The 22,602-nt window shown below is 60.1% G+C and carries 15 protein-coding genes and 1 pseudogene; 9 read left to right on the top strand and 7 right to left on the bottom strand.

Translation table 11 applies throughout. The annotated features are described in order from the left end of the window. Positions 1–35 precede the first annotated feature (35 nt). Both recF and gyrB read left to right on the top strand, forming a co-directional pair. Positions 36–1,127 (top strand): DNA replication/repair protein RecF, encoded by a 1,092-nt coding sequence (gene recF / locus F451_RS0101395; RefSeq protein WP_020679556.1) that lies wholly within the window; start codon positions 36–38, stop codon positions 1,125–1,127. Positions 1,128–1,305: 178 nt separating this feature from the next. Next, a complete protein-coding gene (gene gyrB, locus F451_RS0101390) occupies positions 1,306–3,726 on the top strand; it encodes a DNA topoisomerase (ATP-hydrolyzing) subunit B (protein WP_020679555.1) in 2,421 nt (806 codons plus the stop codon). A gap of 245 nt (positions 3,727–3,971) precedes the next feature. Here the strand turns inward: gyrB and F451_RS28030 are convergent, their stop codons facing one another. Then, entirely contained in the window at positions 3,972–4,607 is a 636-nt protein-coding gene (locus tag F451_RS28030; protein ID WP_020679554.1) for a glutathione S-transferase family protein, read from the bottom strand. Positions 4,608–4,643: 36 nt separating this feature from the next. Continuing rightward, complete coding sequence (locus F451_RS28025) at positions 4,644–5,345, bottom strand: helix-turn-helix transcriptional regulator (RefSeq protein ID WP_020679553.1); 702 nt, start codon at positions 5,343–5,345, stop codon at positions 4,644–4,646. Positions 5,346–7,129: 1,784 nt separating this feature from the next. Here F451_RS28025 and F451_RS0101375 point away from each other — a divergent pair. Then, entirely contained in the window at positions 7,130–8,398 is a 1,269-nt protein-coding gene (locus tag F451_RS0101375; protein WP_020679552.1) for an MFS transporter, read from the top strand. 131 nt (positions 8,399–8,529) lie between these two features. Here F451_RS0101375 and F451_RS28295 read toward each other — a convergent pair. Together F451_RS28295 and F451_RS0101365 are read right to left on the bottom strand one after the other, a co-directional pair. Then, positions 8,530–8,784, bottom strand: a pseudogene (locus F451_RS28295) (YciI family protein); the annotation flags it as partial. 705 nt (positions 8,785–9,489) lie between these two features. After that, a complete protein-coding gene (locus F451_RS0101365) occupies positions 9,490–10,002 on the bottom strand; it encodes a MarR family winged helix-turn-helix transcriptional regulator (protein ID WP_020679550.1) in 513 nt (170 codons plus the stop codon). Positions 10,003–10,093: 91 nt separating this feature from the next. Between F451_RS0101365 and F451_RS0101360 the strand changes: the two genes are divergently transcribed. Together F451_RS0101360 and F451_RS0101355 are read left to right on the top strand one after the other, a co-directional pair. Then, positions 10,094–10,993 (top strand): EamA family transporter, encoded by a 900-nt coding sequence (locus tag F451_RS0101360; protein ID WP_020679549.1) that lies wholly within the window; start codon positions 10,094–10,096, stop codon positions 10,991–10,993. 164 nt (positions 10,994–11,157) lie between these two features. Beyond that, on the top strand, positions 11,158–11,775 hold the full coding sequence (locus F451_RS0101355) for a nitroreductase family protein (protein ID WP_020679548.1): 618 nt from the start codon (positions 11,158–11,160) through the stop codon (positions 11,773–11,775). 103 nt (positions 11,776–11,878) lie between these two features. On the opposite strand, the gene F451_RS0101350 is transcribed toward F451_RS0101355, so the two are convergent. Then, positions 11,879–12,613 (bottom strand): hypothetical protein, encoded by a 735-nt coding sequence (locus tag F451_RS0101350; protein WP_020679547.1) that lies wholly within the window; start codon positions 12,611–12,613, stop codon positions 11,879–11,881. Positions 12,614–13,171: 558 nt separating this feature from the next. Here F451_RS0101350 and hutH point away from each other — a divergent pair. Further along, positions 13,172–14,704, top strand: a complete 1,533-nt coding sequence (gene hutH / locus F451_RS0101345) for a histidine ammonia-lyase (protein ID WP_020679546.1) — start codon at positions 13,172–13,174, stop codon at positions 14,702–14,704. Positions 14,705–15,136: 432 nt separating this feature from the next. After that, entirely contained in the window at positions 15,137–16,459 is a 1,323-nt protein-coding gene (locus F451_RS0101340) for a Na+/H+ antiporter family protein (RefSeq protein WP_026291412.1), read from the top strand. 743 nt (positions 16,460–17,202) lie between these two features. On the opposite strand, the gene F451_RS0101335 is transcribed toward F451_RS0101340, so the two are convergent. Further along, positions 17,203–18,159 (bottom strand): DUF808 domain-containing protein, encoded by a 957-nt coding sequence (locus F451_RS0101335; RefSeq protein WP_020679544.1) that lies wholly within the window; start codon positions 18,157–18,159, stop codon positions 17,203–17,205. A 170-nt stretch (positions 18,160–18,329) separates the two neighbouring features. On the opposite strand from F451_RS0101335, the gene F451_RS0101330 reads away from it, so the two are divergent. Next, positions 18,330–19,823 carry a carboxypeptidase M32 gene (locus F451_RS0101330; RefSeq protein ID WP_020679543.1) on the top strand — a complete coding sequence of 498 codons (1,494 nt, stop codon included), beginning with the start codon at positions 18,330–18,332 and terminating at the stop codon, positions 19,821–19,823. A 70-nt stretch (positions 19,824–19,893) separates the two neighbouring features. On the opposite strand, the gene F451_RS24465 is transcribed toward F451_RS0101330, so the two are convergent. Continuing rightward, positions 19,894–20,805, bottom strand: a complete 912-nt coding sequence (locus tag F451_RS24465; protein WP_020679542.1) for a LysR substrate-binding domain-containing protein — start codon at positions 20,803–20,805, stop codon at positions 19,894–19,896. 155 nt (positions 20,806–20,960) lie between these two features. Here F451_RS24465 and F451_RS0101320 point away from each other — a divergent pair, with 155 nt between their 5' ends. Further along, positions 20,961–21,902, top strand: coding sequence for a DMT family transporter (locus F451_RS0101320; RefSeq protein ID WP_020679541.1), 942 nt, complete (start codon positions 20,961–20,963; stop codon positions 21,900–21,902). Positions 21,903–22,602: the final 700 nt, after the last annotated feature.

Below are 22,602 nucleotides of genomic sequence, written 5' to 3'. Positions count from 1 at the left end.
AAAGCCGGGCCCCTGTGCCCGGCTGAATTTTCTTTATGCCGATAAAAAGCCTGCATGTGCAGCACGTTCGCAACCTGTCGGATGTGCGAATCGCCCCGTCGCCGCGGATCAATATTATCAGCGGCGACAATGGCAGTGGCAAAACCAGCCTGCTGGAAGCCCTGCACTTTCTGGGTCTGACCCGCTCCTTCCGTACCAGCCAGTTCCGCCATCTGCTGCAAAGCGGCGCGGACAACTGCCTGGTGTTTGCCCAGATTGACCCTGCCAACAGTGGCGAGCAGCATCCGCTCGGTGTCGAGCGTCGGCCCGATGGTGAGGTGCGCATCCGTCATGCCGGCCAGACGCTCGGGCTGTCCGACCTGGCCCAGCTGTTGCCGTTGCAGGTTATAGACTCCGACACCTTTCAATTACTCGAGGGCAGCCCCGGTGTGCGGCGCCAGTTTATCGACTGGGGCGTGTTTCATGCGGACCGGAGTTTTATCCAGTTGTGGCGCGGCTTCAGGCGCATATTGAAACAGCGAAACTCGCTGCTTAAATGTGGTAAAATCGATCCTCGCCTGCGGCGTGTCTGGGACAAGGAATTTGTTGCCTATGCCGAGCAGATGACAGCGTTACGGGCGCATTATATCGAACTGTTAAAACCCGATTTTGAAACCACCCTCAGCCGTTTGCTGGGGGGCGTGCCCGTCGAGCTCAAATTCAGTCCGGGCTGGGATCGTAAAACCCCGCTCGATGAGTTGCTGGAAGAAGGTCTGGCACGGGATCTGAAGCAGGGTTTTACCGGCAGCGGCCCGCAGCGGGCTGATTTGCGCGTACGGACGGATGGACAAAGTGCCGCTGAGCGATTGTCTCGCGGACAGAAAAAACTGGTGGTCAGTGCGCTGAAACTGGCCCAGGGTGCCCTGTTCTATCGATTGAATAACCGCCCCTGTATTTACCTGATCGACGATTTGCCGTCGGAACTGGATGAGCAGCATTGCCGCCTGTTTTGCCAGTTTCTGGAGGAAACATCCAATCAGTGTTTTATTACCTGCGTCGACCCCGCCGCGCTTGGCGGGTTCTGGCTTCCCGAGACCGATGTCAGCCGTTTTCGGGTTGAGGCGGGGACGCTGTCGCGCGTTGATTGAACGCCTGCCGTGGCACGTTTTAGCGCCGGGCAGCGCGCTGATGTATTGAAGACCCTTGGCCACTGGCCAATGCGAGCCCCTTACGCAGGGGGTTGCGCCATATTCCGCCCGGATTTGAGGGCGACATTAGGCAGACCGACGCGGTCTGTTTAATTGCCAGGTTAACAGGAGATATTTGATGAGCGACGAAAACCAGAGCTATAACTCCTCGAGCATCAAGGTCCTCAAGGGTCTTGATGCCGTGCGCAAGCGCCCTGGCATGTATATCGGTGATACCGACGACGGTACCGGTCTGCATCACATGGTGTTCGAGCTGGTCGACAACTCGATCGACGAAGCCCTCGCGGGTCACTGCTCCGAGATCAAAGTGGTGATTCACCCGGACGAAAGTGTCAGCGTCGGCGACAATGGCCGCGGCATCCCGACCGAGCTGCATGAAGAAGAAGGCGTTTCGGCCGCCGAGGTCATCATGACGGTGCTGCATGCCGGCGGCAAGTTCGATGACAACAGCTACAAGGTGTCCGGCGGCCTGCACGGCGTGGGTGTCTCGGTGGTGAACGCGCTGTCCAGCGAGCTCAAGCTGACCATTCGCCGCGCCGGCCAGGTGTTCGAGCAGACCTACCACGACGGTGTGCCCGAGGAGCCGCTCAAGGTGGTGGGTGAAACCAGCAGTACCGGCACCAGCGTGCGCTTCAAGCCGTCGCCAGCCACCTTCACCCATATACTGTTTCAGTACGATATCCTTGCCAAGCGCCTGCGCGAACTGTCGTTCCTTAACTCCGGCGTGCGCATCGTGCTGCGTGACGAGCGCAGCGGCCGTGAAGACGTTTTCGAGTACGACGGTGGCCTGGGCGCCTTCGTCGCCTACCTGAACCAGAACAAGAGCGCGGTCAACAAGGTGTTTCATTTCAACTCCATGCACGAAAACGGCGTGGGTGTTGAAGTGGCACTGCAGTGGAACGATACCTTCCAGGAAAATATCTACTGCTTTACCAACAACATTCCGCAGCGCGACGGCGGTACGCACCTGTCGGGCTTTCGTACCGCCCTGACGCGCTGCCTGAACAACTACATTGAAGCCGAAAGCCTCAACAAGGGCAGCAAGGTCGCCACCACCGGCGACGACAGCCGCGAAGGCCTGACGGCCATCGTCTCGGTCAAGGTGCCGGATCCAAAATTCTCCTCCCAGACCAAGGACAAGCTGGTCTCCTCCGAGGTCAAGACCTCGGTGGAACAGATGATGGGCCAGGAATTCAGCGCCTACCTGCAGGAAAGTCCGCAGGAAGCCAAGGCGATCGTTTCCAAAATGATCGACGCCGCCCGCGCCCGTGAAGCCGCCCGCAAGGCGCGCGAAATGACCCGCCGCAAGGGTGTGCTCGATGTGGCCGGCCTGCCCGGCAAGCTGGCGGACTGCCAGCAGAAAGACCCGGCGCTGTCCGAACTCTACCTGGTGGAGGGTGACTCCGCCGGCGGTTCTGCCAAGCAGGGTCGCGACCGTCGCAACCAGGCGATTCTGCCCCTCAAGGGCAAGATCCTCAACGTCGAGAAGGCCCGCTTCGACAAGATGCTGTCCTCGGTTGAAGTCGGTACTCTGATCACGGCGCTGGGCTGTGGTATCGGGCGCGAGGAGTTCAATCCGGACAAGCTGCGCTACCACCACATCATCATCATGACCGACGCCGACGTCGACGGCTCCCACATCCGTACCCTGCTGCTGACGTTCTTCTTCCGCCAGATGCCGATCCTGTTCGAGCGCGGGCACATCTACATTGCCCAGCCGCCACTGTACAAGATCAAGAAGGGCAAGCAGGAGCAGTACCTCAAGGACGATGATGCGCTGGAAAACTACCTGTTGCAGGGCGCGCTTGACGGCACCAGCTTCCATGTCAACGCAGAGGCACCGCCGCTGAGTGGCGCCTCGCTGGAAACCCTGGTCAACGAATACCGCACCGTCGACAAGCTGATCAACCGCCTGGGCATGCTGTATCCGACTCAGCTGCTCAAGCAGATGCTCTATATGCCGAGCCTGAGCAAGGAACAGCTCAAGGACCGGGACGCCGTACTGCAGTGGACGCAGCAGCTGTGCGACAAGCTGTCGGTACAGGCCGTGGGCAATGAGCGTTTCCTGGCCGAGATCGTCGAAGACCGCGAGCACAGCCAGTTCCTGCCGGAAGTGAACCACCTGCTGCACGGGGTGGAAAACTACTACCGCTTTGGCGACGATTTCTTCGGTTCCCGCGACTACCTGGCCATCACTACCCTGGGTGACAAGCTCGGTTCCCTGCTGGAAGACGGTGCCTACATCAAGCGTGGCGAACGGGTGCGTCCGGTGACCCACTTCGAGGAGGCCCTCAACTGGCTGCTCGACCAGTCGCGCCGCGGCCACTACATTCAGCGCTACAAGGGTCTGGGCGAGATGAACCCCAGCCAGCTGTGGGAAACCACCATGGATCCGGAATCGCGCCGCATGCTGCAGGTCACCGTCGATGATGCCATCGCCGCCGACCAGCTGTTCACCACCCTGATGGGCGATGACGTTGAGCCGCGCCGCGCCTTTATCGAGTCCAACGCCCTGCGGGTGTCGAACCTCGACGTTTGATGCCTGTGATTGTCGGATCTCATCTAGCGTGATCCGATGACGTGTAAAAATGCTCCTGTGTTCCACTCTGGTGTGAACACAGGAGCATTTTTTTGCAGCTCGATTGAGGTCGAGGCACGGCGACCCGTGCGCAAGGCGGGTCGTTTAAAACGGGACCGCCACGTAGCAATAAACTGAAATATCATGCAGGTCGGGTTCGCCCAGCGTAACCCGGCCTGCGGGGTTGAGACAGTGGCCCGGCGTCGCTACGCGGTCGTCGGGGCGAGCTGTGTCATCAGCTCCTGGATCATGGCATCGGCCCGTTTCTTGGCGGAACGCTGCAGTAACGGGGCGACATAGGCTTCAAATTCCGGCTTGCGTGGAATGAGATCGAAATCCATCCCGAAGTTGAGCAGTGAGGCCACATAGACGTCCGCCGCGCTGAACCGGTCACCGGCCACATGGGATCGTCCGGCCAACCAGCCCGCCAGGGTGTCGAAGGTCAACTCGAACGAGCCATAGCCGAAACGCCGCTGCAGGTCGGCAGTATCGACTTTCCAGCCAGTGGCATAATCGGACATGGCCGGTTCACCACAGGCGGCGGCGAAGAACAGCCAGCGATAATACTCGCCACGGTTGTCCAGCGCCGGCGCCAGGCCGGCCTTCGGGAACGCATCGGCCAGATAGGCGCAGATGGCGGCAGCCTCGGTCACGACCACATCACCGTGCTGGATGGCGGGCACCTTGCCCATGGGGTTGATGGCCAGGTATTCGGGCGCCTTCATGGTGGTGGCGTACTCCACTACCCGGACCGAATACGGCTGGCCGATTTCCTCAAGCATCCAGTGCACAATGGCGCCACGGGACTGGGGGTGGGTATAGAAAATCAATTCCTTGCTCATGCGGATCTCCTTTCACTGGGTGGGTGTCAGGAGACTTTAACGCTCACCACTGTCAGTTTTTGTCAGCAGTGTTTTTCGCCACTCCTTCATCATCTGGTAGCGGCGTTTGGGCGTCTTCTCGCAAAGTACCCGGGCCTCCCGAATACGGTCGACACGAAAGTGGCGGTAGTCATTGCGCAGTTCACACCAAGCCGCCAGTACCTGGGTGGAATCAAAGAAACCGACGGTCACCGGCCAGACCACCCGCTCGGTCCTCGCGCCTTTCTGGTCCGCATAGTCGAGGGACAACTTGCGTTCCTCGTTCAGTGCTCGACGGATAAGCGGCAAGCCCTCCTCCTGCTGCGGCGGCTGCCGGCAGGGAACTATCACCAGGGTATCGTCCTCGAAGCGCTGGCGCAGTTGTGGTGGCAATACCGCCCCGAGCTTGGCCATGGCGTCCCGCGCCGCCTGTCCCATGGGCCCATCGGTACGATGCCCTGCCCATTTGAGCCCCAGTGCCAGGGCCTCGATTTCCTCGGGCGAGAACATCAGCGGCGGCAACAGGAAACCCGGCTTCAGCACATAGCCCAGCCCGGGTTCGCCATCGATCTCCGCCCCCATCGACTGGAGCGTGGCGATATCCCGATAGAGCGTGCGCAGGGAAATCCCGGTGTCCTCTGCCAATACGGCGCCGCTCACTGGCCGGCGGTGGCGGCGGAGGATCTGCAGGATATCTAGAAGGCGTTCGGTGCGGGACATGGGATTCGGCTGCAGGGTTAGCAAGGTGTGCGTAACGATTGTGCCCCAACACCATCGCCAGTAACAGCGAGTCCAGCACATTGACCTGCCTGGGCGCGTTCTCCAACTGTTGGAGTTAGGGAGTACGGAGCCAGTCTCTTACGGGCACCTTGGTTTTCGGGGGATTACCAGGTGACTCCATAGGCTCAATAATCAATAAATAGGTATGCTGTCCCCGGAATTCCAGGTGCCGGCTCTCACCGGGTGTCATCCGATAACTTGTAAAAATGCTCCTGTGTTCCACTCTGGTGTAAAAACAGGAGCATTTATTTTGCACCTCGATTGGCGTCGATTTACGGCGACCCGTGCGCAAGGCGGGTCGTTTAAAACTGGACCGCCACGTATAAGTAAACTGAAATATCAGACCATGCAGGTCGGGTTAGCTCGCAGGGCGTAACTCGACATGATAGGGATGGCGGGTCTCCGCAGGGTGTCGGGTTACGTTGCGCTAACCTGACCTACGGGGCTGGTGTTGGAATTTGTTTCTCATCCCAACCTACGGGCTTATCTGGAACGACGATGTAGGGTGCCGCTGAGCGCAGCGAAGCGCACCATTTCCGCTCAGGGTTAAAATGTGCATAGCGGTAATCGGGTGGCACGTATTTCGCCTCTCGGCGACTTACTTTTCTTTGCTCGTGCAAATAAAAGTAAGTAAAAGAAAGCACGCCCCAATGAAGCCTATTGGCTGCGCTCTGAAGCCATTGTGCTGGCGCCGCTAACGCACATCCATGTGCTAATCGGCGTCGATACAGTCCCTGTATCGCCCCTTCGGGCCTGATCGCACAATGCCCTCAGTGCTCGCCGGCTTCATAAGGGGGGGCTGGCCGTTCTGCCATATTGGCGGGGCGGTGATGTTGAGTTTGGATCTATAGCCTATTCGACAGATCAAATACACTGTACAAACGCAGAAGCTTTGAGGGTGAGTTATGCACAGGGAGTGCTAGCAGGCGATGTCCGCTTTGGTTTGGTAAAGGGCTTCCACTGGATAATTGGAACGGTGCCAACGATGTCCGCAACTGGCCAGTTGCTTACGGGTACGTTCGTTATGAGTGCAGCGCCTGGAGGCGAAGGGTCTGGTCTCACAATTCATGCTCGCGCAATATGCCGAAGATTGTGAAATGTGAGATCTGACCCTGTGCGCGGCGGATATATAGCCCCGAGCCCCTGCTCCTCTGCCAGACTTGGCGAGTACTCGACAGGGCCCGCTTACCCCGCCGAACTGAAGATATTATTGGCCTGCAGCAGCTCCCGCACCGGGCGGATCTCGACGCTGGCGTAGCCCGTAGGTTAAGGGTTGTCAGATACCTGCCCACAGCAGCAAGCATCTGACATGGCCTAAGTCGCCTGCCATATAGCGCTTCCACTTCATTCTTAAAATGTTCATTTCCAAAGGGTGTCTCTACCCCCAGACCATTCGATCGGTAGCTGGACCACGGATATTCAGCTGGGTCTCGCACCATTGATGCCCTCTTCGGGTTCAGCTCGATGTAACGTTAAGCTTATCAGGGCACCTCTAAAAACCTACTGCGAGACTCATATGCTGCGTTGCGCGGTGCTGGTGCGCCAGCCCGGCCGAAATCCTCATATACACTTCGGTTCCTGCGCGCCGTGCGCCTTGCCTCTGAACCGCTCGTTACGGTTTTTCGAAGCGCCCATTACAAGGTGCGACAAAGAGGTGGCGCCGCTGCTGGCTATTGTCGAGAATAACGGGCCTCAGGAACTTCGAGCGGGAGCCGCTCCACGCCATGGATATCGACAAACGCAGGATCTGGGCCTGGGCCCTATACGACTGGGCCAACTCGGCCTTTGCCACCACCGTACTGGCGGGCTTTTTCCCAATTTTCTTCAAGCAGTACTGGAGCCAGGGATTGTCCGCCACCCAGAGCACCTTCCACCTGGGGCTGGCCAACGGCATGGCCAGCCTGCTGGTCGTCGTGCTGGCGCCCGTGCTCGGGGCTATCGGCGATCGGGGCGGGCTGCGCAAACGGCTGCTGGTCTTTTTCGCCTTTCTCGGCATTCTGATGACGGCGGCGCTCAGCTGGGTGGGCCAGGGACAGTGGCTGCTGGCGGCGGCGCTGTTCAGCGGCGGCATCATCGGTTTTTCCGGCAGTATCGTCTTCTACGATGCACTGATCGTCGGCATCTGCCGAGACCGGGACCGGGATCGCGTTTCGGCCCTCGGCTACGGGCTCGGATACATCGGCGGCGGACTGCTGTTCGCGGTCAATGTCTGGATGACGCTGTCGCCGGCCACCTTCGGCCTGGCCGGCAAGGTCGAGGCGGTACAGCTGTCGTTCGTGATGGTCGCGCTCTGGTGGTTGCTGTTCTCGCTGCCGCTGTTCTGGCTGGTCGAGGAGCCGCCGGTGGCGAACCCGGTCGCCGGCTGGGCGGCGGTCCGTGCGGGACTGGGTCAACTGCGCGAGACGCTGGGCCACATCCGCCAGCGGCGCGAGGTGTTCTGGTTTCTGCTGGCTTACTGGCTCTATATCGATGCGGTCGACACCATCATCCGAATGGCGGTGGACTACGGCATGGCGCTGGGTTTCGACAGCGACAGCCTGATCGTGGCGCTGCTGATCACCCAGTTCGTGGGCTTTCCGGCGGCGCTGCTGTATGGCTGGCTCGGCAGCCGGATCGGCGCCAAGGCCGGAATCCTGATCGCCATCGCGGTCTACATCGGCGTGTCTTTTTATGCCTACTTCATGGACTCGGAGCGCGAATTCTACGTGCTGGCGGTCGTTGTGGGCCTGGTCCAGGGCGGTATCCAGGCGCTCAGCCGCGCCTTTTACAGCCGCCTGATTCCGCCGGAGCGGGCCGGGGAGTTCTTCGGTTTCTACAATATGCTCGGTAAATTCGCCGCCGTCATCGGACCGGTGCTGGTGGGCTGGGTGGCGCTGCTCAGCGGCAGTTCCCGCTACGGTATTCTGTCGCTGGTGGTGCTGCTGGTGGCTGGCGGGCTGATACTGTTGCGGGTCGATAGCCGGGGCGGAAAAGCGGCGCAGCCGGAATCCTGAACGGATCTCGTCTTCGGTACTCGGCCGGGCGGCTGCTGTACCAGAGCCACCCTGTAAGCCTGTAGGTTGGGGTTCCTCATCCCAACCTACAGGCTACCGCGATCACGCGGCGGGGTCGCGATAGAGTCCGCTTAACCCGTCGAACTGAAGATGTTATTGGCCGGCAGCAGCTCCCGCACCGGGCGGATCTCGACGCTGCCGTAGCGGGCCGGGGGGATTTTTTCCGCCAGCCGGATCGCTTCGTTCAGGTCTCTGGCGTCCAGCATGTAGAAACCGGCCAGCTGCTCCTTGGTTTCGGCGAAGGGGCCATCGGTGGTGATGGCCCTGCCGTCGCGCACGCGCAGGGTGGTGGCGCTGTCGGTGGTCTGCAGTGGCGCGCTGCAATCCTCATACAATGCCGAGCACTGATAATAGTTCGCGGTACCCCTCGGAACGAGATCGCGTGCATGCTTCCCACAGACCCTGCTCCTTGTTGTACTGCTGGTATTGCGCGTTGCCGCCAAGTTGGAACCCGAATTCCTTCAGAGACGAGACCGATGCTGGCAACGCTTGGGAGCAGGCTTACTGGCCGAACCCTTCAATGCACTGAGCAATCTGGCGTTCTTTGAGGTCACCGGTTGCCGGCTGCGCTTTCGGCGCCTGTGTCGTCCCGCCACTAAGGCTTCGCCGCGGGGCGCGGCTGCTGTGGTTGCGACGCATGGACGGTTATGCTGGAGTGGGGGTAGCAACCCTGTGTGTAACTTTGGTTACGCACAGCCATTAAACTATGCACAATATCTGTTGGCAGACCTGTGCATAAGCTTGTAGCAAGTGCCTTTCAGTTGCGTACAGGGCCCGTGACTACTGGTTTTGTGGAAATTGCTCAATCGATCAGCCGGCGCGGTTGAAAAGGGCTGCCGGTAACGCAAACGAGCGGGCGATATCAAGTCATCCCCAGTTTATGCACAGCGGTATTCACACGCGAAAAGGCCGATGGCTGGCGCCCGGCCAGCCGTTATCCACTGCGTCTCAACCGCACGTTGCGGCCAGCAGCAGGGTGTCGTCTCAAACCGCCCGGGTCGTCGGCGGCCCAACGGTTATGGCAGCCGCTGTCACTCTCCGCCGGGCTCCAGCACGGCCAGCAGGTCCGTCAGGCTGGCTTCCAGCGCCGAACGATCAGCCGCGCTCAGCGGCGCCAGTATTTGGTGTTCGTTCTGTACATGGGCCTCGACGGCACGGTCGATCAGCTCGAGTCCTGCCGGGGTCAGCCTGACCAGCTTGCTGCGTGCATCATCCGGATTGGCGATGCGCTCCACCCAGCCGCTGGCCTCCAGGCGCTGCATGCGGTGGGTCATGGTGCCCGAGGTGACCATCAGGGTCGAGAACAGCGCCGTGGGCGCCAGGCAGTAGGGTGCGCCCGAGCGACGCAGGGTCGCCAGCATGTCGAATTCCCAGAAGGTCAGGCCAAATTTCGAGAAGGCTTCGTCCAGTCGCCGTTGCATCAGCGCCGAGCAGCGCTTGAGTCGACCGATCGTGGCCATCGGACTTACATCCAGGTCCGGGCGCTCCTGCTGCCATTGCGCCAGGATGGCATCGACCGCATCCGGCCGTCGTTCGGTAGTCATAGGGTCGCTCCCCTGGTGGTGACTTATTTATCTTGAAATCAAGATAAAGTCGTGCGAGACTCGGTTTTTGTCTTGAATTGAAGATAATATCATGGGCAACCGCACTTCACATCCCGTCTGGATCGATGTACTGATCACCGCCCTGGCGCCGGCCATCTGGGGTTCTACCTATATCGTCACCACCGAACTGCTGCCGCCGGACCGACCCTTTACCGCCGCGGTGCTGCGCACGCTTCCGGCCGGCATCCTGCTGGTGCTGTTTAGCCGGCACCTGCTGCGCAAATCCGAATGGGGCCGCCTTACGGTGCTTGCCGCGCTGAATATCGGCTTCTTCCAGGCCCTGCTGTTTGTGGCCGCCTACCGGTTGCCGGGCGGGCTGGCGGCGGTGGTCGGGGCCATCCAGCCGCTGCTGGTCATCGGGTTGGCCTGGTCCATCGACAAGCGTCAGCCGGCCTGGTTCGCCGTGGTGGCCTGTGTCACGGGGGTGGCGGGCATGGCGGCGCTGCTGCTGTCTCCGGGGGCCCGCTGGGATGCACTGGGTATCGCGGCGGCGCTGGTCGGTGCCATCTGCATGGCGACCGGCACCTACCTCTCACAGCGCTGGCGACCCGATGTGCCCCTGCTCGCCTTTACCGGCTGGCAGTTGCTGGTGGGCGGCCTCCTGTTGCTGCCGGTCGCCTGGATCATTGACCCACCGCTGCCGTCACTGGGTGCGACCCAGGTGCTGGGGTACCTGTACCTGTCGCTGTTTGGTGCCCTGCTGGCCTATGTGCTCTGGTTCCGCGGCATTGCCCGCCTGTCGCCGGTAGCGGTGTCGTCCCTCGGTCTGCTCAGTCCGCTGACGGCCGTCGTGTTTGGCTGGGCGCTACTCGGGCAGCGCCTGACGGGTGTCGCCCTGCTGGGCTTCGTTGCGGTGCTCGGCAGCATTCTTGCCGTTCAGTGGGCGTCCAGTGCCCGGCGTCCTGCAGTGTCGCCCGCTCCCGTTCGCTAACGACCTCAAGCGCAAGTGCGTGAACCTGGTGGATGTTTCGAAGGGGAATATGCGGAGTTCGCATTGGGCCATCTTTTTCAACGGAAGACCTAATGATGCAGCATCCCTGCTTCATGGTTTAACCCGCCGGGTCATTATCAGCATCAATTTTACAGGAGATTCAGATGTTCAATCCGATCAAGAACCTTATCGAGTCACGGGTATCCACCGGCCGCTATGATCCTGCGCGCAGCCTGTCTGATCAGCAGCTCACCGAGCTGGTGCGTCTGGCGACCCGTGCCCCTTCGGCCTTCAATGCCCAGAACTGGAAGTTTGTTGCGGTGCGCAGCGCAGAGGCCAAGGCTCGCCTTAAGGCTGTGTCTTTTGGGCAACAGCAGGTAGAGGATGCGGCGGTAACCTTTATTGTGTGCGGAACCCTTGGTGCTCACAGGAGTATGCCACGAGCACTGCAGCCTTCGGTGGCGGCAGGCATTGTGCCGCAGTCGGTCGCCGATGCCTGGGTCGCGATGGCCACGGAGGCACATCAGGGGAATCCGCAGTTGCAACGCGACGAGGCATTTCGCTCCGCCTCTTTGGCGGCGATGACGCTGATGCTGGCAGCCGAGGGCATGGGGTTGTCCAGTGGTGCCATGAGTGGATTCGATACCGATGCCGTGGTGAAGGCCTTTGAGCTCGATGCCAGTGAAGTGCCGGTGATGCTGGTGACGATAGGTTACGGGTTGGCAAATAACTGGCCGCAAAAGCCCCGCCGTCCTTTACAGGATGTCATGGTCCTTGCCTGAGGGTCGGTTTCTGTTGGCTTGAACGAACCGGCGTTACCAAGGCTGAGCCCTTTGCGGGTTAGCTGAGCGCCCTTTCGCAGGGGGGGTTGCGCGGGCTCTCTTGTTAGTCGGTGGCCTGGTGGTGGGCAGAGGGAATATGCAGCAGCTGGTGGACATTCCTGGCCCAGTCTTCGGGCACGGCGTGAGTCCGGCAGTAGTTGTCGAGCTGGCTTTCCAGTACCTCGGCATCCTGCCATTCAAGTGTCGCCTTACGGCGCAATTCGCTGAGCAGCGGGGTACGCATGTGTACCCAGTCGATCGAGGTTAGCCCGCATGCCTTCATCTCTACGACAGGTACGGCGGCACCGAGGCGCGGTGTCATCGGCTGCCTTATAAACAGCAGCGGGCCCTGCGGGCCAATCCTGTCCAGCGCCAGGGCCTGGGTGAGCGCCGTACCCATTACCGGGCTCGTCGTCATCAAACCCATGTGCATCGAATAGGTGTGGTCCTCGACGAAGCAGTCACGGACTTCCTGCGGATAGCTGTCCTGAATATCGCTCAGTTCACCTTCGGTGATGGCGCCGCGGCACCAGCGGCCACCGGAGGCGATATGTTGCATGACGGCCACCGCGATGGTGGCGCAGCGCTCGAGGGATTCCTCGTGGAATTCGCTGGCGACCAGGAAACCATCGCCGCATTGCAGCACGAACAGTTGGTCGGGGTGCTGCGGGTAGCAGTAGCGCCCCACCCTGAAGATGGCCTGCATCAGCTGATTCTGTGCTTCGAGTACGTCTTCTATGGGTTTGCCAAAGGTACTGTGCCCTTCAATGGCAAGGTAAAACGACCAGCGACCCGACACGGCAACCTCTCCCGTATCTTTTGTTAAAACAAGCTTAAGCGAACATCGCGCTCTTTTCGGAGCTCTTACTTGTAGAGACAACACCAAAGCCACAATGTGCTGTTAACGCTGCTATTTGACGGTATTGAGGTGGAGCGCATCCGGCTCGCGGCTGCCTGGCAACGCGGTCGCAGGCAGGGAGTTTGAGGTGCCATACTGGCAACATCAGCAGTATTAATGGGCGTGCAATTTTTTGAATCGGCCGAGAACAGGCGCTGAGCTGCCGGGCCATGAATGCTGACGAATGCTGTTTTTAAACATAACAAATTGATAATTAAGGAAAATAATTAGACTTCTAAAGAGTGGTTGCGGGTGTCAACGTGTTTTGCCGCTGTGATTCCGGCCAAAGACACGGCGTTGGCCGGGATGATGCGGGGTTCGCGTGTTGCGCAGGGTCGGCTTGTTAATATATATATGTATATACAAATGTGCGAAGCGATAGGGTGTCTCTGTCCTGTTCGGACAGCAGGAACCCTGGCCGCAAAGGCGTGACCAACCACAAGAATGCAGGAAACGACGATGTACACACTTACCATTCAGCCCGGTCAGATGACACTTGCCGACCTTCGCGCCGTGGCGCAGTCTCCTGTTGAACTGGCGCTGGATTCATCCAGTCACGAGGCAATCCATGCCAGTGCTGCGGCGGTGTCACGGGTGATACAGCAGGAGCGCGTGGTTTACGGTATCAATACAGGATTCGGCCTGCTCGCCAACACCCGTATCGCACCGCAGGATCTTGAGCTGCTGCAGCGCAGTATCGTGTTGTCCCATGCGGCCGGTATCGGTGCGCTGATGTCTGAATCCACCGTGCGTCTGATGATGACCCTCAAGATCAATTCCCTGGCGCGAGGCTATTCCGGAATTCGTCTTGAGGTGATCGAGGCACTGATTCAGCTGGTGAATGCACAGGTGTACCCCTGCGTACCGCAAAAGGGATCTGTCGGTGCGTCCGGTGACCTGGCTCCCCTGGCCCATATGAGTACCGTGCTGCTGGGTGAAGGTGAGGTGACCTACCAGGGCGAGCGGCTGTCCGGCGCCGAAGGCCTGCGTATTGCCGGCCTGGAGCCCATCACCCTGGCGCCCAAGGAAGGCCTGGCGTTGCTGAACGGCACGCAGGCGTCTACTGCCTTTGCGCTGGAGGGCCTGTTCGGGGCCGAAGATCTGTTTGCTGCGGCCGTCGTGGCCGGCGCCTCATCGGTGGAGGCGGCCTTGGGCAGCCGTCGCCCGTTTGATCCTCGAGTACATGAAGTGCGTGGTCAGATCGGCCAGATGGACGCCGCCCTGGCCTATCGTCACTTGCTGGGCGAGCACTCCGAGATTGGCGACTCGCACCAGGGCTGTGAAAAGGTGCAGGACCCCTACTCGCTGCGCTGTCAGCCCCAGGTAATGGGGGCCTGCCTGCAGCAGATTCGACAGGCAGCCGAGGTACTGCTCATCGAAGCCAATGCGGTTTCCGATAACCCCCTGGTCTTTGTCGACACCGATGAGTTTATTTCGGCTGGCAACTTCCACGCTGAACCGGTGGCCATGGCCGCCGACAACCTGGCGCTGGCGATCGCCGAGATCGGCTCGTTGTCCGAGCGGCGCATGGCGTTGCTGATCGATTCCAACCTGAGTAAATTGCCGCCCTTCCTGGTGGACAATGGCGGTGTCAATTCGGGCTTCATGATCGCCCAGGTCACGGGCGCGGCCCTGGCGTCGGAAAACAAGACCCTGGCCCATCCGGCATCGGTCGACAGCCTGCCAACCTCCGCCAACCAGGAAGACCATGTCTCCATGGCAACCTTTGCCGCCCGTCGCCTGCGGGACATGGCAGACAATACCGCCGGCATTCTGGCGGTCGAATACCTGGGTGCCTGCCAGGGACTGGATTTTCGTGCACCGCTCAAAGCCGCCGAGCTGGTCGAGGCCGCCAAGGCGGAGCTGCGCGCCCGGGTGCCCTTCTATGACAAGGACCGGTATTTTGCGCCGGACATAGAGAAGGCTCAACAACTCATCCAGAGCGGCGCGCTCAATCGTTATATGCCCCCGAATCTGCTGCCGAGCCACTGAGCCCGGCGGCAGCCCTGTTGCCTGCAGCGCAAGGTTTCCTTTGCGTGCGGCATCCGTTTTGCTGTGAGCCAGCAAAGCGCCAAGACCGGCTTCTGCCAAAGTCACACTGGATAGCTGCACCGTGCTACCCCGGTTTAATGTGCCGGGGTTGCATCGGAGCTCGGATCCCTGCACCCTTGCGCGCCTGTGGAACACAGGCCCGGCATTGATGGGGATGCGACTCCATGCCAGTGCCTTTGGGGGAGTCACCGGCACTCAGCCGGGAATACGTTCTGTGTATCCATATAAAAATTAAGAGGAATGCGCATCGTGAGTCATGATCTATCAGTTCCTGCTGTCTCGGAGCAAGGAGTTTCCCGCATCGTCATTGCCCTGTTTGCGGCAATTGCCGGTTATGTTCTGTATCGCACGATCGACCCGGTCGGCTTTGGCATGAACGCCGTGCTGGTCAGCGTACTGGCCATGCTGCTGCTCAGCCTTGTCAGGGTTAACGTCGTTATCTCGCTTATCACCGCCTCCTTGCTTGGCGGCGTGATCGGTGGCCTGTCGGTCGAGAAAACGCTGGCGTCCTTTAACACAGGTTTGAGCGGCGGCGCCCAGATCGCCTTGAGCTATGCGTTACTGGGTGCCTTTGCAGTAGCGATCTCCAAGTCCGGTATTCCCCACATGCTGGCGGACAGAATCGCCATGATGCTGGGCAAGAGCGACAACGTTAAACGTGTCGGGCAGATTCGCTACGGGCTGATCGGCCTGTTGCTGGTGTTCGCCTGCGCGTCACAGAACATCATTCCGATCCATATCGCCTTTATTCCGCTGCTGGTGCCGCCGCTGCTTTTCGTCATGGCGAAGCTGCGCATGGACCGCAGGCTCGTTGCCTGTGTACTGACCTTCGGTCTGGTCACGCCCTACATGCTGCTGCCGGTTGGATTCGGTTCCATCTTCCTGAACGATATTCTGCTGGCGAACATCGCCAAGAGCGGGCTCGACGTTCAGGGAATCGATCCGTTTTCCGCCATGCTGATCCCGGCGATGGGGATGATTTTCGGCCTGCTGGTCGCAATCTTCTTCAGCTATCGTGGCAAGCGTGATTACGACATGGACCGTATTGCGCGTACCGAAAGTACCGGGGTGCCCTATTCCGCCAAGACAATGCTGGTGGCCGCAGGTGCAATCCTGGCGGCGTTTCTGGTACAGCTGGAAACGGATTCGATGGTGCTGGGCGGCCTGATTGGCTTCCTTATCTTTTCGCTGTCGGGTGTCTTGAAATGGAGCGAGGGTGACGATGCCTTCACCGAAGGCATGAAGATGCTGGCCATGGTCGGTTTCATCATGATCGCCGCCAGCGGCTTTGCCCAGGTGCTTCGTGATACCGGGCATATCGCCTCTTTGGTCAGTGCCTCGGCGCAGCTGATGGGCGGCAGCAAGGGCATGGCAGCACTGGCGATGCTGGTGGTCGGCTTGCTGATTACCCTGGGGATAGGGTCTTCGTTTTCAACGATTCCAATTATCGCCGCCATCTATGTACCGCTGGCCATGCAACTGGGCTTTTCACCGATTGCCATCGTGGCGCTGGTGGGTACGGCCGCGGCACTGGGCGACGCCGGTTCTCCAGCCTCGGATTCGACGCTCGGCCCAACCGCGGGTCTCAATATCGACGGACAGCACAACCATATGTGGGACACGGTTGTCCCCACCTTCCTGCACTACAACCTGCCGTTGATGGTCTTCGGCTGGGTGGCTGCGACAACCCTCTAAGACCGGGTTGATTCTGTCGGCTGTGCCCTTGGCGCAGCCGGTACTTTTCATTGCACTCCCTGGTCTTCCGTTACCTGGGGTTTGTGCGGGGGGCGGCGAAGCCGCGGCCAGGAACCGGTGCCTGTCGATCCCGGTATCGCTGTTGTGGTAGCCGAGGCTGTTCTGCCCGCTCCGATCGAGAGGCGCATGCCCTGGTGCAACGCTGATGAAGAATACCCGCTCGGGTGATCCTCCTGCCTCGTACAAACCGTCTGTCCTTTTCCACACTCACGAAATTCGCTAGCACACCGACCTGTCTGAAGTTTCGCTGGACCCGCTTCCCTTCACCGTAACGTGACGGCTGAGATGCCATCCTGCTCGGTCCCCTGTTTCAAATGTCTGGCTGAGCCACCGTATCGCACCGCGAGTTATCGTGACTCTGAGCAGCGGTGACAGGAAGTCTGATCTACTGCAATTTTGGCGAAACGCGGGTGCGCTGGCAGCACGCCAGGTTGTCGCTTCCCTGTGCAATGACCGTCTGCCCATGAGTGTATTGGGGGTTAAGGCGGGCAGCTTCCTGGCCGCCAAGGTTGGGACTTTCCATTCAAGGCTTCAGGCTGAAGCCTATGGCTATCACAGCGGTCGACGCCCTGTACCAGCGCATCGGAACGAACTTTCATGCTGGGAAGCGAACGTTAGTTCCGGGATGAAAAAAAGGCCGGCATTGCCGGCCCGCTCGTTTCAGGTCTGCACAAGGATATGTTTCACGTGGAACCTGGTGATCCCGCCCGCCTGAACACGCGAGTGCCAAGCTGGATCAGGCCGACCAGAATGGCTCCGGCGAGTATCCCCACTAGGGCATTGCTCAGCGGTCCGGCGAACCAGGCCAGCACAGATCCGGCCTGCTCGGCCAGTCGCTCCACAACGCCATGTTGCCAGTGTTCTGCGCCGGGAATGCCGTGAACCAGGATGCCGCCACCCACGAGGAACATGGCTGCGGTACCGACGACCGACAGCACTTTCATCAGCCAGGGTGCGCCGCGCAGCAGCAGGCGTCCGAGTCCCTTGCCCAGGCTGTGCAGGCGCGAGCCTTCCTTGCGGCTGACAAGGAACAGACCGGCGTCGTCCAGTTTCACGATGCCGCCCACCAGGCTGTAGACGGCGACAGTCATGCAAAACGCAATGGTGCTGACCACAGCGACCTGGGTCATGAACGGAGACTCGCTGACGATGCCCAGGGAAATCACTATGATCTCGGCCGACAGAATAAAGTCGGTGCGGATGGCGCCGCGGATCTTGTCGCGTTCGTAGGCAACCAGATCAACCTCCGGGTCGCTGAGTGCCTTGAGCTTGTCCAGGTGTTCGGCCTGCTCTTCGCTGGCGCTGTGAAGCCAGTGGTGTGCGATTTTTTCAAAGCCCTCGTAGCAGAGAAAGGCACCGCCGAGCATCAGCATCGGGATAATCAGCCAGGGGGCGACGGCGCTGATCAACAGCGCAGCGGGTACCAGGATCAGCTTGTTCAGCAGGGAGCCCTTGGCCACCGCCCAGACCACCGGAAGCTCGCGTTCGGCGCGAACGCCGGTCACCTGCTCGGCATTGAGCGCCAGGTCATCGCCGAGCACGCCGGCGGTTTTTTTCGCCGCCACCTTGGTCATGACAGAGATATCGTCGAGCACGGTGGCGATATCGTCGAGCAGCGCTAACAGGCTGGTGCCGGCCATGGAAACTCCTTTTCATTGATCGTGGTTTGTTGGCTGGGCTTGGCTCAGCCTAAACTGGCAAGTGCCAATGCATCGAATGGGCAAGCTCAGATTATGGCCGAAAGCGATGACCATTGCCCAGTCCTGGCGTCCGCCTTGACGTCTGGGAGGCTACCGACCGGGAGGACTCTATGACATCTGCGTATCAGCAACTGGTGGATCATTTTCAACAGCTTTACCGGCTCGACCATCTGGCAGCAATCTGTCACTGGGACCAGGCGACCATGATGCCGGCCGGGAGCAATGAGGCCCGCAGTGAGGCGATGGCGGAACTGGCGCTGATTCGCCATCGCAGGCTGACTGCCCCCGAAGTCGGTGACTGGCTCGATGCGGTCGTGCCGCACAGCCTCGATACGAGCCAGCGGGCCAACGTGCGGGAGATGCGTCGTGTCTGGCGCCAGGCGACCGTGTTGCCTGAGGCGCTGGTTCGAGCGCAGTCGCTGGCCGGCGCGCGCTGTGAACATGCCTGGCGTGATCAGCGCAAACAGAATGACTGGTCGGGATTCGCCGTCAATCTGCGCGAAGTGGTGAAGCTCAGTCGCGAAGAAGCCTCGGTCAGGGCGCAGGCGAATGGCGGTGGCCGTTACGACAGCCTGCTGGACCTGTACGAGCCGGGCATGACGGCGGCGCGGCTGGATACCCTCTTTGGTGATATTGCCGGCTGGCTGCCCGAACTGTCACAGGAGATCATCGCCAGGCAGTCTGGCGAAACCTGTACCAGGTCGACGGGGCCCTTCCCTGTCGAGTCTCAGCGGGCGCTGGGGCTGCGGGTAATGTCGCAACTCGGGTTTGACTTCCAGTGTGGGCGGCTGGACATCAGTGCACACCCGTTCTGCGGGGGTGTGCCGGAGGATGTCCGTATCACAACGCGCTATACCGATGATGACTTCACCGTGGGTCTGATGGGCGTTATCCATGAAACAGGCCATGGCTGCTATGAGCAGAATCTGCCCGTCAACTGGCGTGGGCAGCCGGCGGGACAGGCCCGCTCGATGGGAATACATGAAAGCCAGAGTTTGCTGTTCGAGATGCAGCTGGGTCGGCATGCGGCCTTTTTGCATTGGCTTGCACCGCTGCTGGCAGAGAGCTTCGGCGACGCCGTGTCACCGTTGCTGGCGTCGGACAATTTGCAGCGGCTCTATACGCGGGTCAAGCCGGGCCTGATCCGTGTTGATGCGGACGAGGTTACCTATCCCTGCCATGTCATGCTGCGCTACGAGATCGAACGTGCGCTGATCGAAGGCAACATCGAGGTGAATGACATACCGGAGCTTTGGGATCAGAAGATGCAGGCAGGCCTGGGGCTGTCGACCGCGGGTGACTATCGCAACGGTTGTATGCAGGATATCCACTGGACGGACGGAGGCTTTGGCTATTTCCCCACCTATACCCTGGGCGCGATGTACGCCGCCCAACTGTTCGCGGCCCTGTCGCGGGATCTCGGTGGTCTTGAAACGCTGTTGCGTGAGGGTGATCTGAGACCACTTTCAGACTGGCTTCGTGAGCGGGTCTGGCATCGGGGTAGCCTGCTGGAGGCGCCCGAGCTCATGCGCGAGGCAACCGGTGAGGAATTGAACCCTGTCTGGTTTCGACGCCACCTGGAACATCGTTATCTGGCTAGATAGCCGATAGCCGTCTCGCGAATTGCGGCCTGTGATCTGTTTCACGTGAAACCTGTGACGGCGCCTTCCGGGATCAACCCTCTTTTGTCGCATTGTCTGCCGCAGTGTCGGCACGTCTCAGATTCCCATGATCGGCCAGCACCTCGCCGAGCGCCTTGATCGCGGGCATGACCGCATCCTGGCGCCAGATCAGATAGGTCGTGGCCTGGCTGATGGCGCTTTCGGGTGTCTCGACGCTAAGGCCTTCGAGCGAGGGGTGCAGCGCCAGCACGGAGCGTGGCACCATGGCGATGCCCATGCCCGCCATGACGCAGGCCAGCATGGTGTGATGGCTTGGAATTTCCACCATGCGGTCGCAATGTCTGTCCCCGGTCGCCAGCCAGTGTTCGATGCGGTTGCGGTAGCTGCATCCCTGGGTAAAGCCAACCACCGTGAGCGGCTCCGGCAGCGCTGACGGGCCCAGGCTGTCGGCCAGCGACAGGGGTTTGACGATCACCAGCTCTTCATCAAAACAGGGCTGCGTTGCCAGTCGCCGGTCCGGTATCGGATCGGCCGCCAGGACTACATCCAGATCACCGCTTAATACCTTTTCAACCAGGGGGCCTGAAGCGCCGGTTGTCAGTTCGAGATTCACGTTGCCAAAGCGCCGATGAAAATCGACCAGTACCGGGGGCAGGCGTGCCGCGGCGCTGCTTTCCATAGACCCAACCCGCAGCAACCCGGTGGGCTCCGGGTTGGTTAATTCATCGATTGCCTGTTGTCTCAGCTGGATCATGCGCTGTGCATAATCCATCAGGCGCAGACCTGCCGGGGTGATCGTGAGACGGTTTTTCTCGCGATAGAACAGCGGTTGTTCCAGCTGCTGTTCGAGTTTCTGAATGCGTGCCGTGACGTTGGACGGAACCCGGTGCAGCCGTTCAGCCGCTCGGGTGATGCCGCCGGCGTCGACGACGGTCTTGAAGACCTGCAGATCCGATATGTCCATGTTGGGCTCCATGGTGAATATAGATTCACTAATAACGAAGGCTGCTTTCATTATTATTCGTTATTTGTGAATGGTAAAGGCGCGTATTCTAACGCCATTGAAGTGCTGTGTTAAAGCACCAGATTCATTTAAGGCGTAAGCAAGGCGGACAGACAATGGACAACAACCAGGTAGCAAGTGCAGTGGATAACACCCGACGGGGGCTTTGCTTTGCGTTGGTGGCGATCCTGATCTGGACGGGCTTTATCCTGATGTCACGCGCGGGCAGCCTCGCCTCTTTGGGGATGACCGACATGCTGGCGATCCGTTTCGGTACCGCACTGCTGCTGTTGGCGCCCCTGGCCTGGCGCTACAGGCAACAGCTTATAAACGTCCGAATTCTGATCCTGGGACTGTTCGGCGGGCTCGGCTACGGGCTCTTTGTCTACAGTGGTTTTGCCCGTGCCCCGGCGACCCATGCGGCACTGCTGCTACCCGGTTTGATGCCCGTTTTGGTCGCGGTGGCCGCCGTCATCCTGGCGGGCGAGCGCCGGCCGCGGATGGTCTGGATCGGCATTCTCATCAGCAGTGTGGGTGTTGCCGTTCTGCTGCTGGAGACGCTGCTGGAGTCGAGTCGCTACTGGGTTGGTGATCTGTGCTTTGTAGGTGCCTGCCTGTGCTGGGCGATCTATACGGCGCTGCTGCGAACCTGGGCGCTGGAGCCCTGGGTGGCGACCATCGGTGTTGTTGTTGTGACTGCCCTGCTCTACCTGCCGGTGTATGTGCTTTGGCTGCCTTCCGGGCTGGCGCAGGCATCCTGGTCGATGCTGTTGAGCCAGAGCCTGTACCAGGGTGTGCTGGCAACCATCGTGCAGATGATCTGCTATGTCCGGGCTGTGCAGTTGCTGGGGGCGACGCGGGTGGGTGCGCTGATGGCACTGGTGCCGGTGCTGGTGGGCGGCCTGGCCGTACCGCTGTTCGGTGAATCGCTCAGCATGGGGCTGGTCGTCAGCATACTGCTGGTGCTGTTCGGGTCGGTCATTGGTAACCTGCCGCAGGGGCGCCGGCTGCAATCACACCGGGAGCTGCCGGCTACGCCGCTGTCCGGACGCTGTTGAATTCCAGGGCATATGTTTCACGTGAAACACATGTCCTGGCGCTCTACCGCTCTGCATTGGAAGCGCCCGCTGCGAGCATAAAAAAGGTTCTTCGCAGATTAAAGGGAAACTTTGGCCTTTCCCTCAGTAATTTCTGTTTTGCTGCATTTGAGCTCCAACAGCACCTGCGGGGATTCCGGTGCACTTCCAGAGAGCCGAAGGTGGCGCCTGGGACCCGTTAGGACGGGCAATTGCTCCTGCATTGCCTGCATACAGGACATCCATGTCCATAAGCCGGCGAGCACTGGGAGTAATTTTCGATCAGGCCCGTTAGGGGCGAGGCATGGATGCCGAGCTGCAGATGCGGTATAGGGATGTGACGTCAGCTGCGCCCGAAAAATACTCTCGGGGCGCAGCGTAGCCCTTGGGCCGGTTGCTTCGGGCGTCGTCCTGTTGTAGAGAGTTTTTGCTTACTTTTTCTTTCGCACGAGCAAAGAAAAGTAAGTCGCCAAGAGGCGAAAAGGAGGCTTAGTCGGAAGCGAAGATGTTTCGTTTCGCACGAAATGTCCAAGCGTCGCAGTGCGCTTCGATTACGGGGCCCGATGGTAAAATATTCTTTCCCGCTAAAGTGCGAAGAACCATAAAAAAACCCGCCGTAAGGCGGGTTTCAATGCGGGTAGCAGACGGGCCTTTGGTCTGGCTGCCTGGCCCCTGCTGTTGG

Source organism: Marinobacterium rhizophilum DSM 18822, from assembly GCF_000378045.1.
Classification (GTDB): Bacteria; Pseudomonadota; Gammaproteobacteria; order Pseudomonadales; family Balneatricaceae; genus Marinobacterium_A; species Marinobacterium_A rhizophilum.
Note: the sequence above shows the minus strand (reverse complement) of the source record. Positions and strands in the feature narration are given on the sequence as shown.

Excerpts from the sequence above, each read along its gene's own strand:
- recF (WP_020679556.1), top strand. The coding sequence starts at position 36 with ATGCCGATAAAAAGCCTGCATGTGCAGCACGTTCGCAACCTGTCGGAT.
- gyrB (WP_020679555.1), top strand. The coding sequence starts at position 1,306 with ATGAGCGACGAAAACCAGAGCTATAACTCCTCGAGCATCAAGGTCCTC.
- F451_RS28030 (WP_020679554.1), bottom strand. The coding sequence starts at position 4,607 with ATGAGCAAGGAATTGATTTTCTATACCCACCCCCAGTCCCGTGGCGCC.
- F451_RS28025 (WP_020679553.1), bottom strand. The coding sequence starts at position 5,345 with ATGTCCCGCACCGAACGCCTTCTAGATATCCTGCAGATCCTCCGCCGC.
- F451_RS0101375 (WP_020679552.1), top strand. The coding sequence starts at position 7,130 with ATGGATATCGACAAACGCAGGATCTGGGCCTGGGCCCTATACGACTGG.
- F451_RS0101365 (WP_020679550.1), bottom strand. The coding sequence starts at position 10,002 with ATGACTACCGAACGACGGCCGGATGCGGTCGATGCCATCCTGGCGCAA.
- F451_RS0101360 (WP_020679549.1), top strand. The coding sequence starts at position 10,094 with ATGGGCAACCGCACTTCACATCCCGTCTGGATCGATGTACTGATCACC.
- F451_RS0101355 (WP_020679548.1), top strand. The coding sequence starts at position 11,158 with ATGTTCAATCCGATCAAGAACCTTATCGAGTCACGGGTATCCACCGGC.
- hutH (WP_020679546.1), top strand. The coding sequence starts at position 13,172 with ATGTACACACTTACCATTCAGCCCGGTCAGATGACACTTGCCGACCTT.
- F451_RS0101340 (WP_026291412.1), top strand. The coding sequence starts at position 15,137 with ATGAACGCCGTGCTGGTCAGCGTACTGGCCATGCTGCTGCTCAGCCTT.
- F451_RS0101335 (WP_020679544.1), bottom strand. The coding sequence starts at position 18,159 with ATGGCCGGCACCAGCCTGTTAGCGCTGCTCGACGATATCGCCACCGTG.
- F451_RS0101330 (WP_020679543.1), top strand. The coding sequence starts at position 18,330 with ATGACATCTGCGTATCAGCAACTGGTGGATCATTTTCAACAGCTTTAC.
- F451_RS24465 (WP_020679542.1), bottom strand. The coding sequence starts at position 20,805 with ATGGACATATCGGATCTGCAGGTCTTCAAGACCGTCGTCGACGCCGGC.
- F451_RS0101320 (WP_020679541.1), top strand. The coding sequence starts at position 20,961 with ATGGACAACAACCAGGTAGCAAGTGCAGTGGATAACACCCGACGGGGG.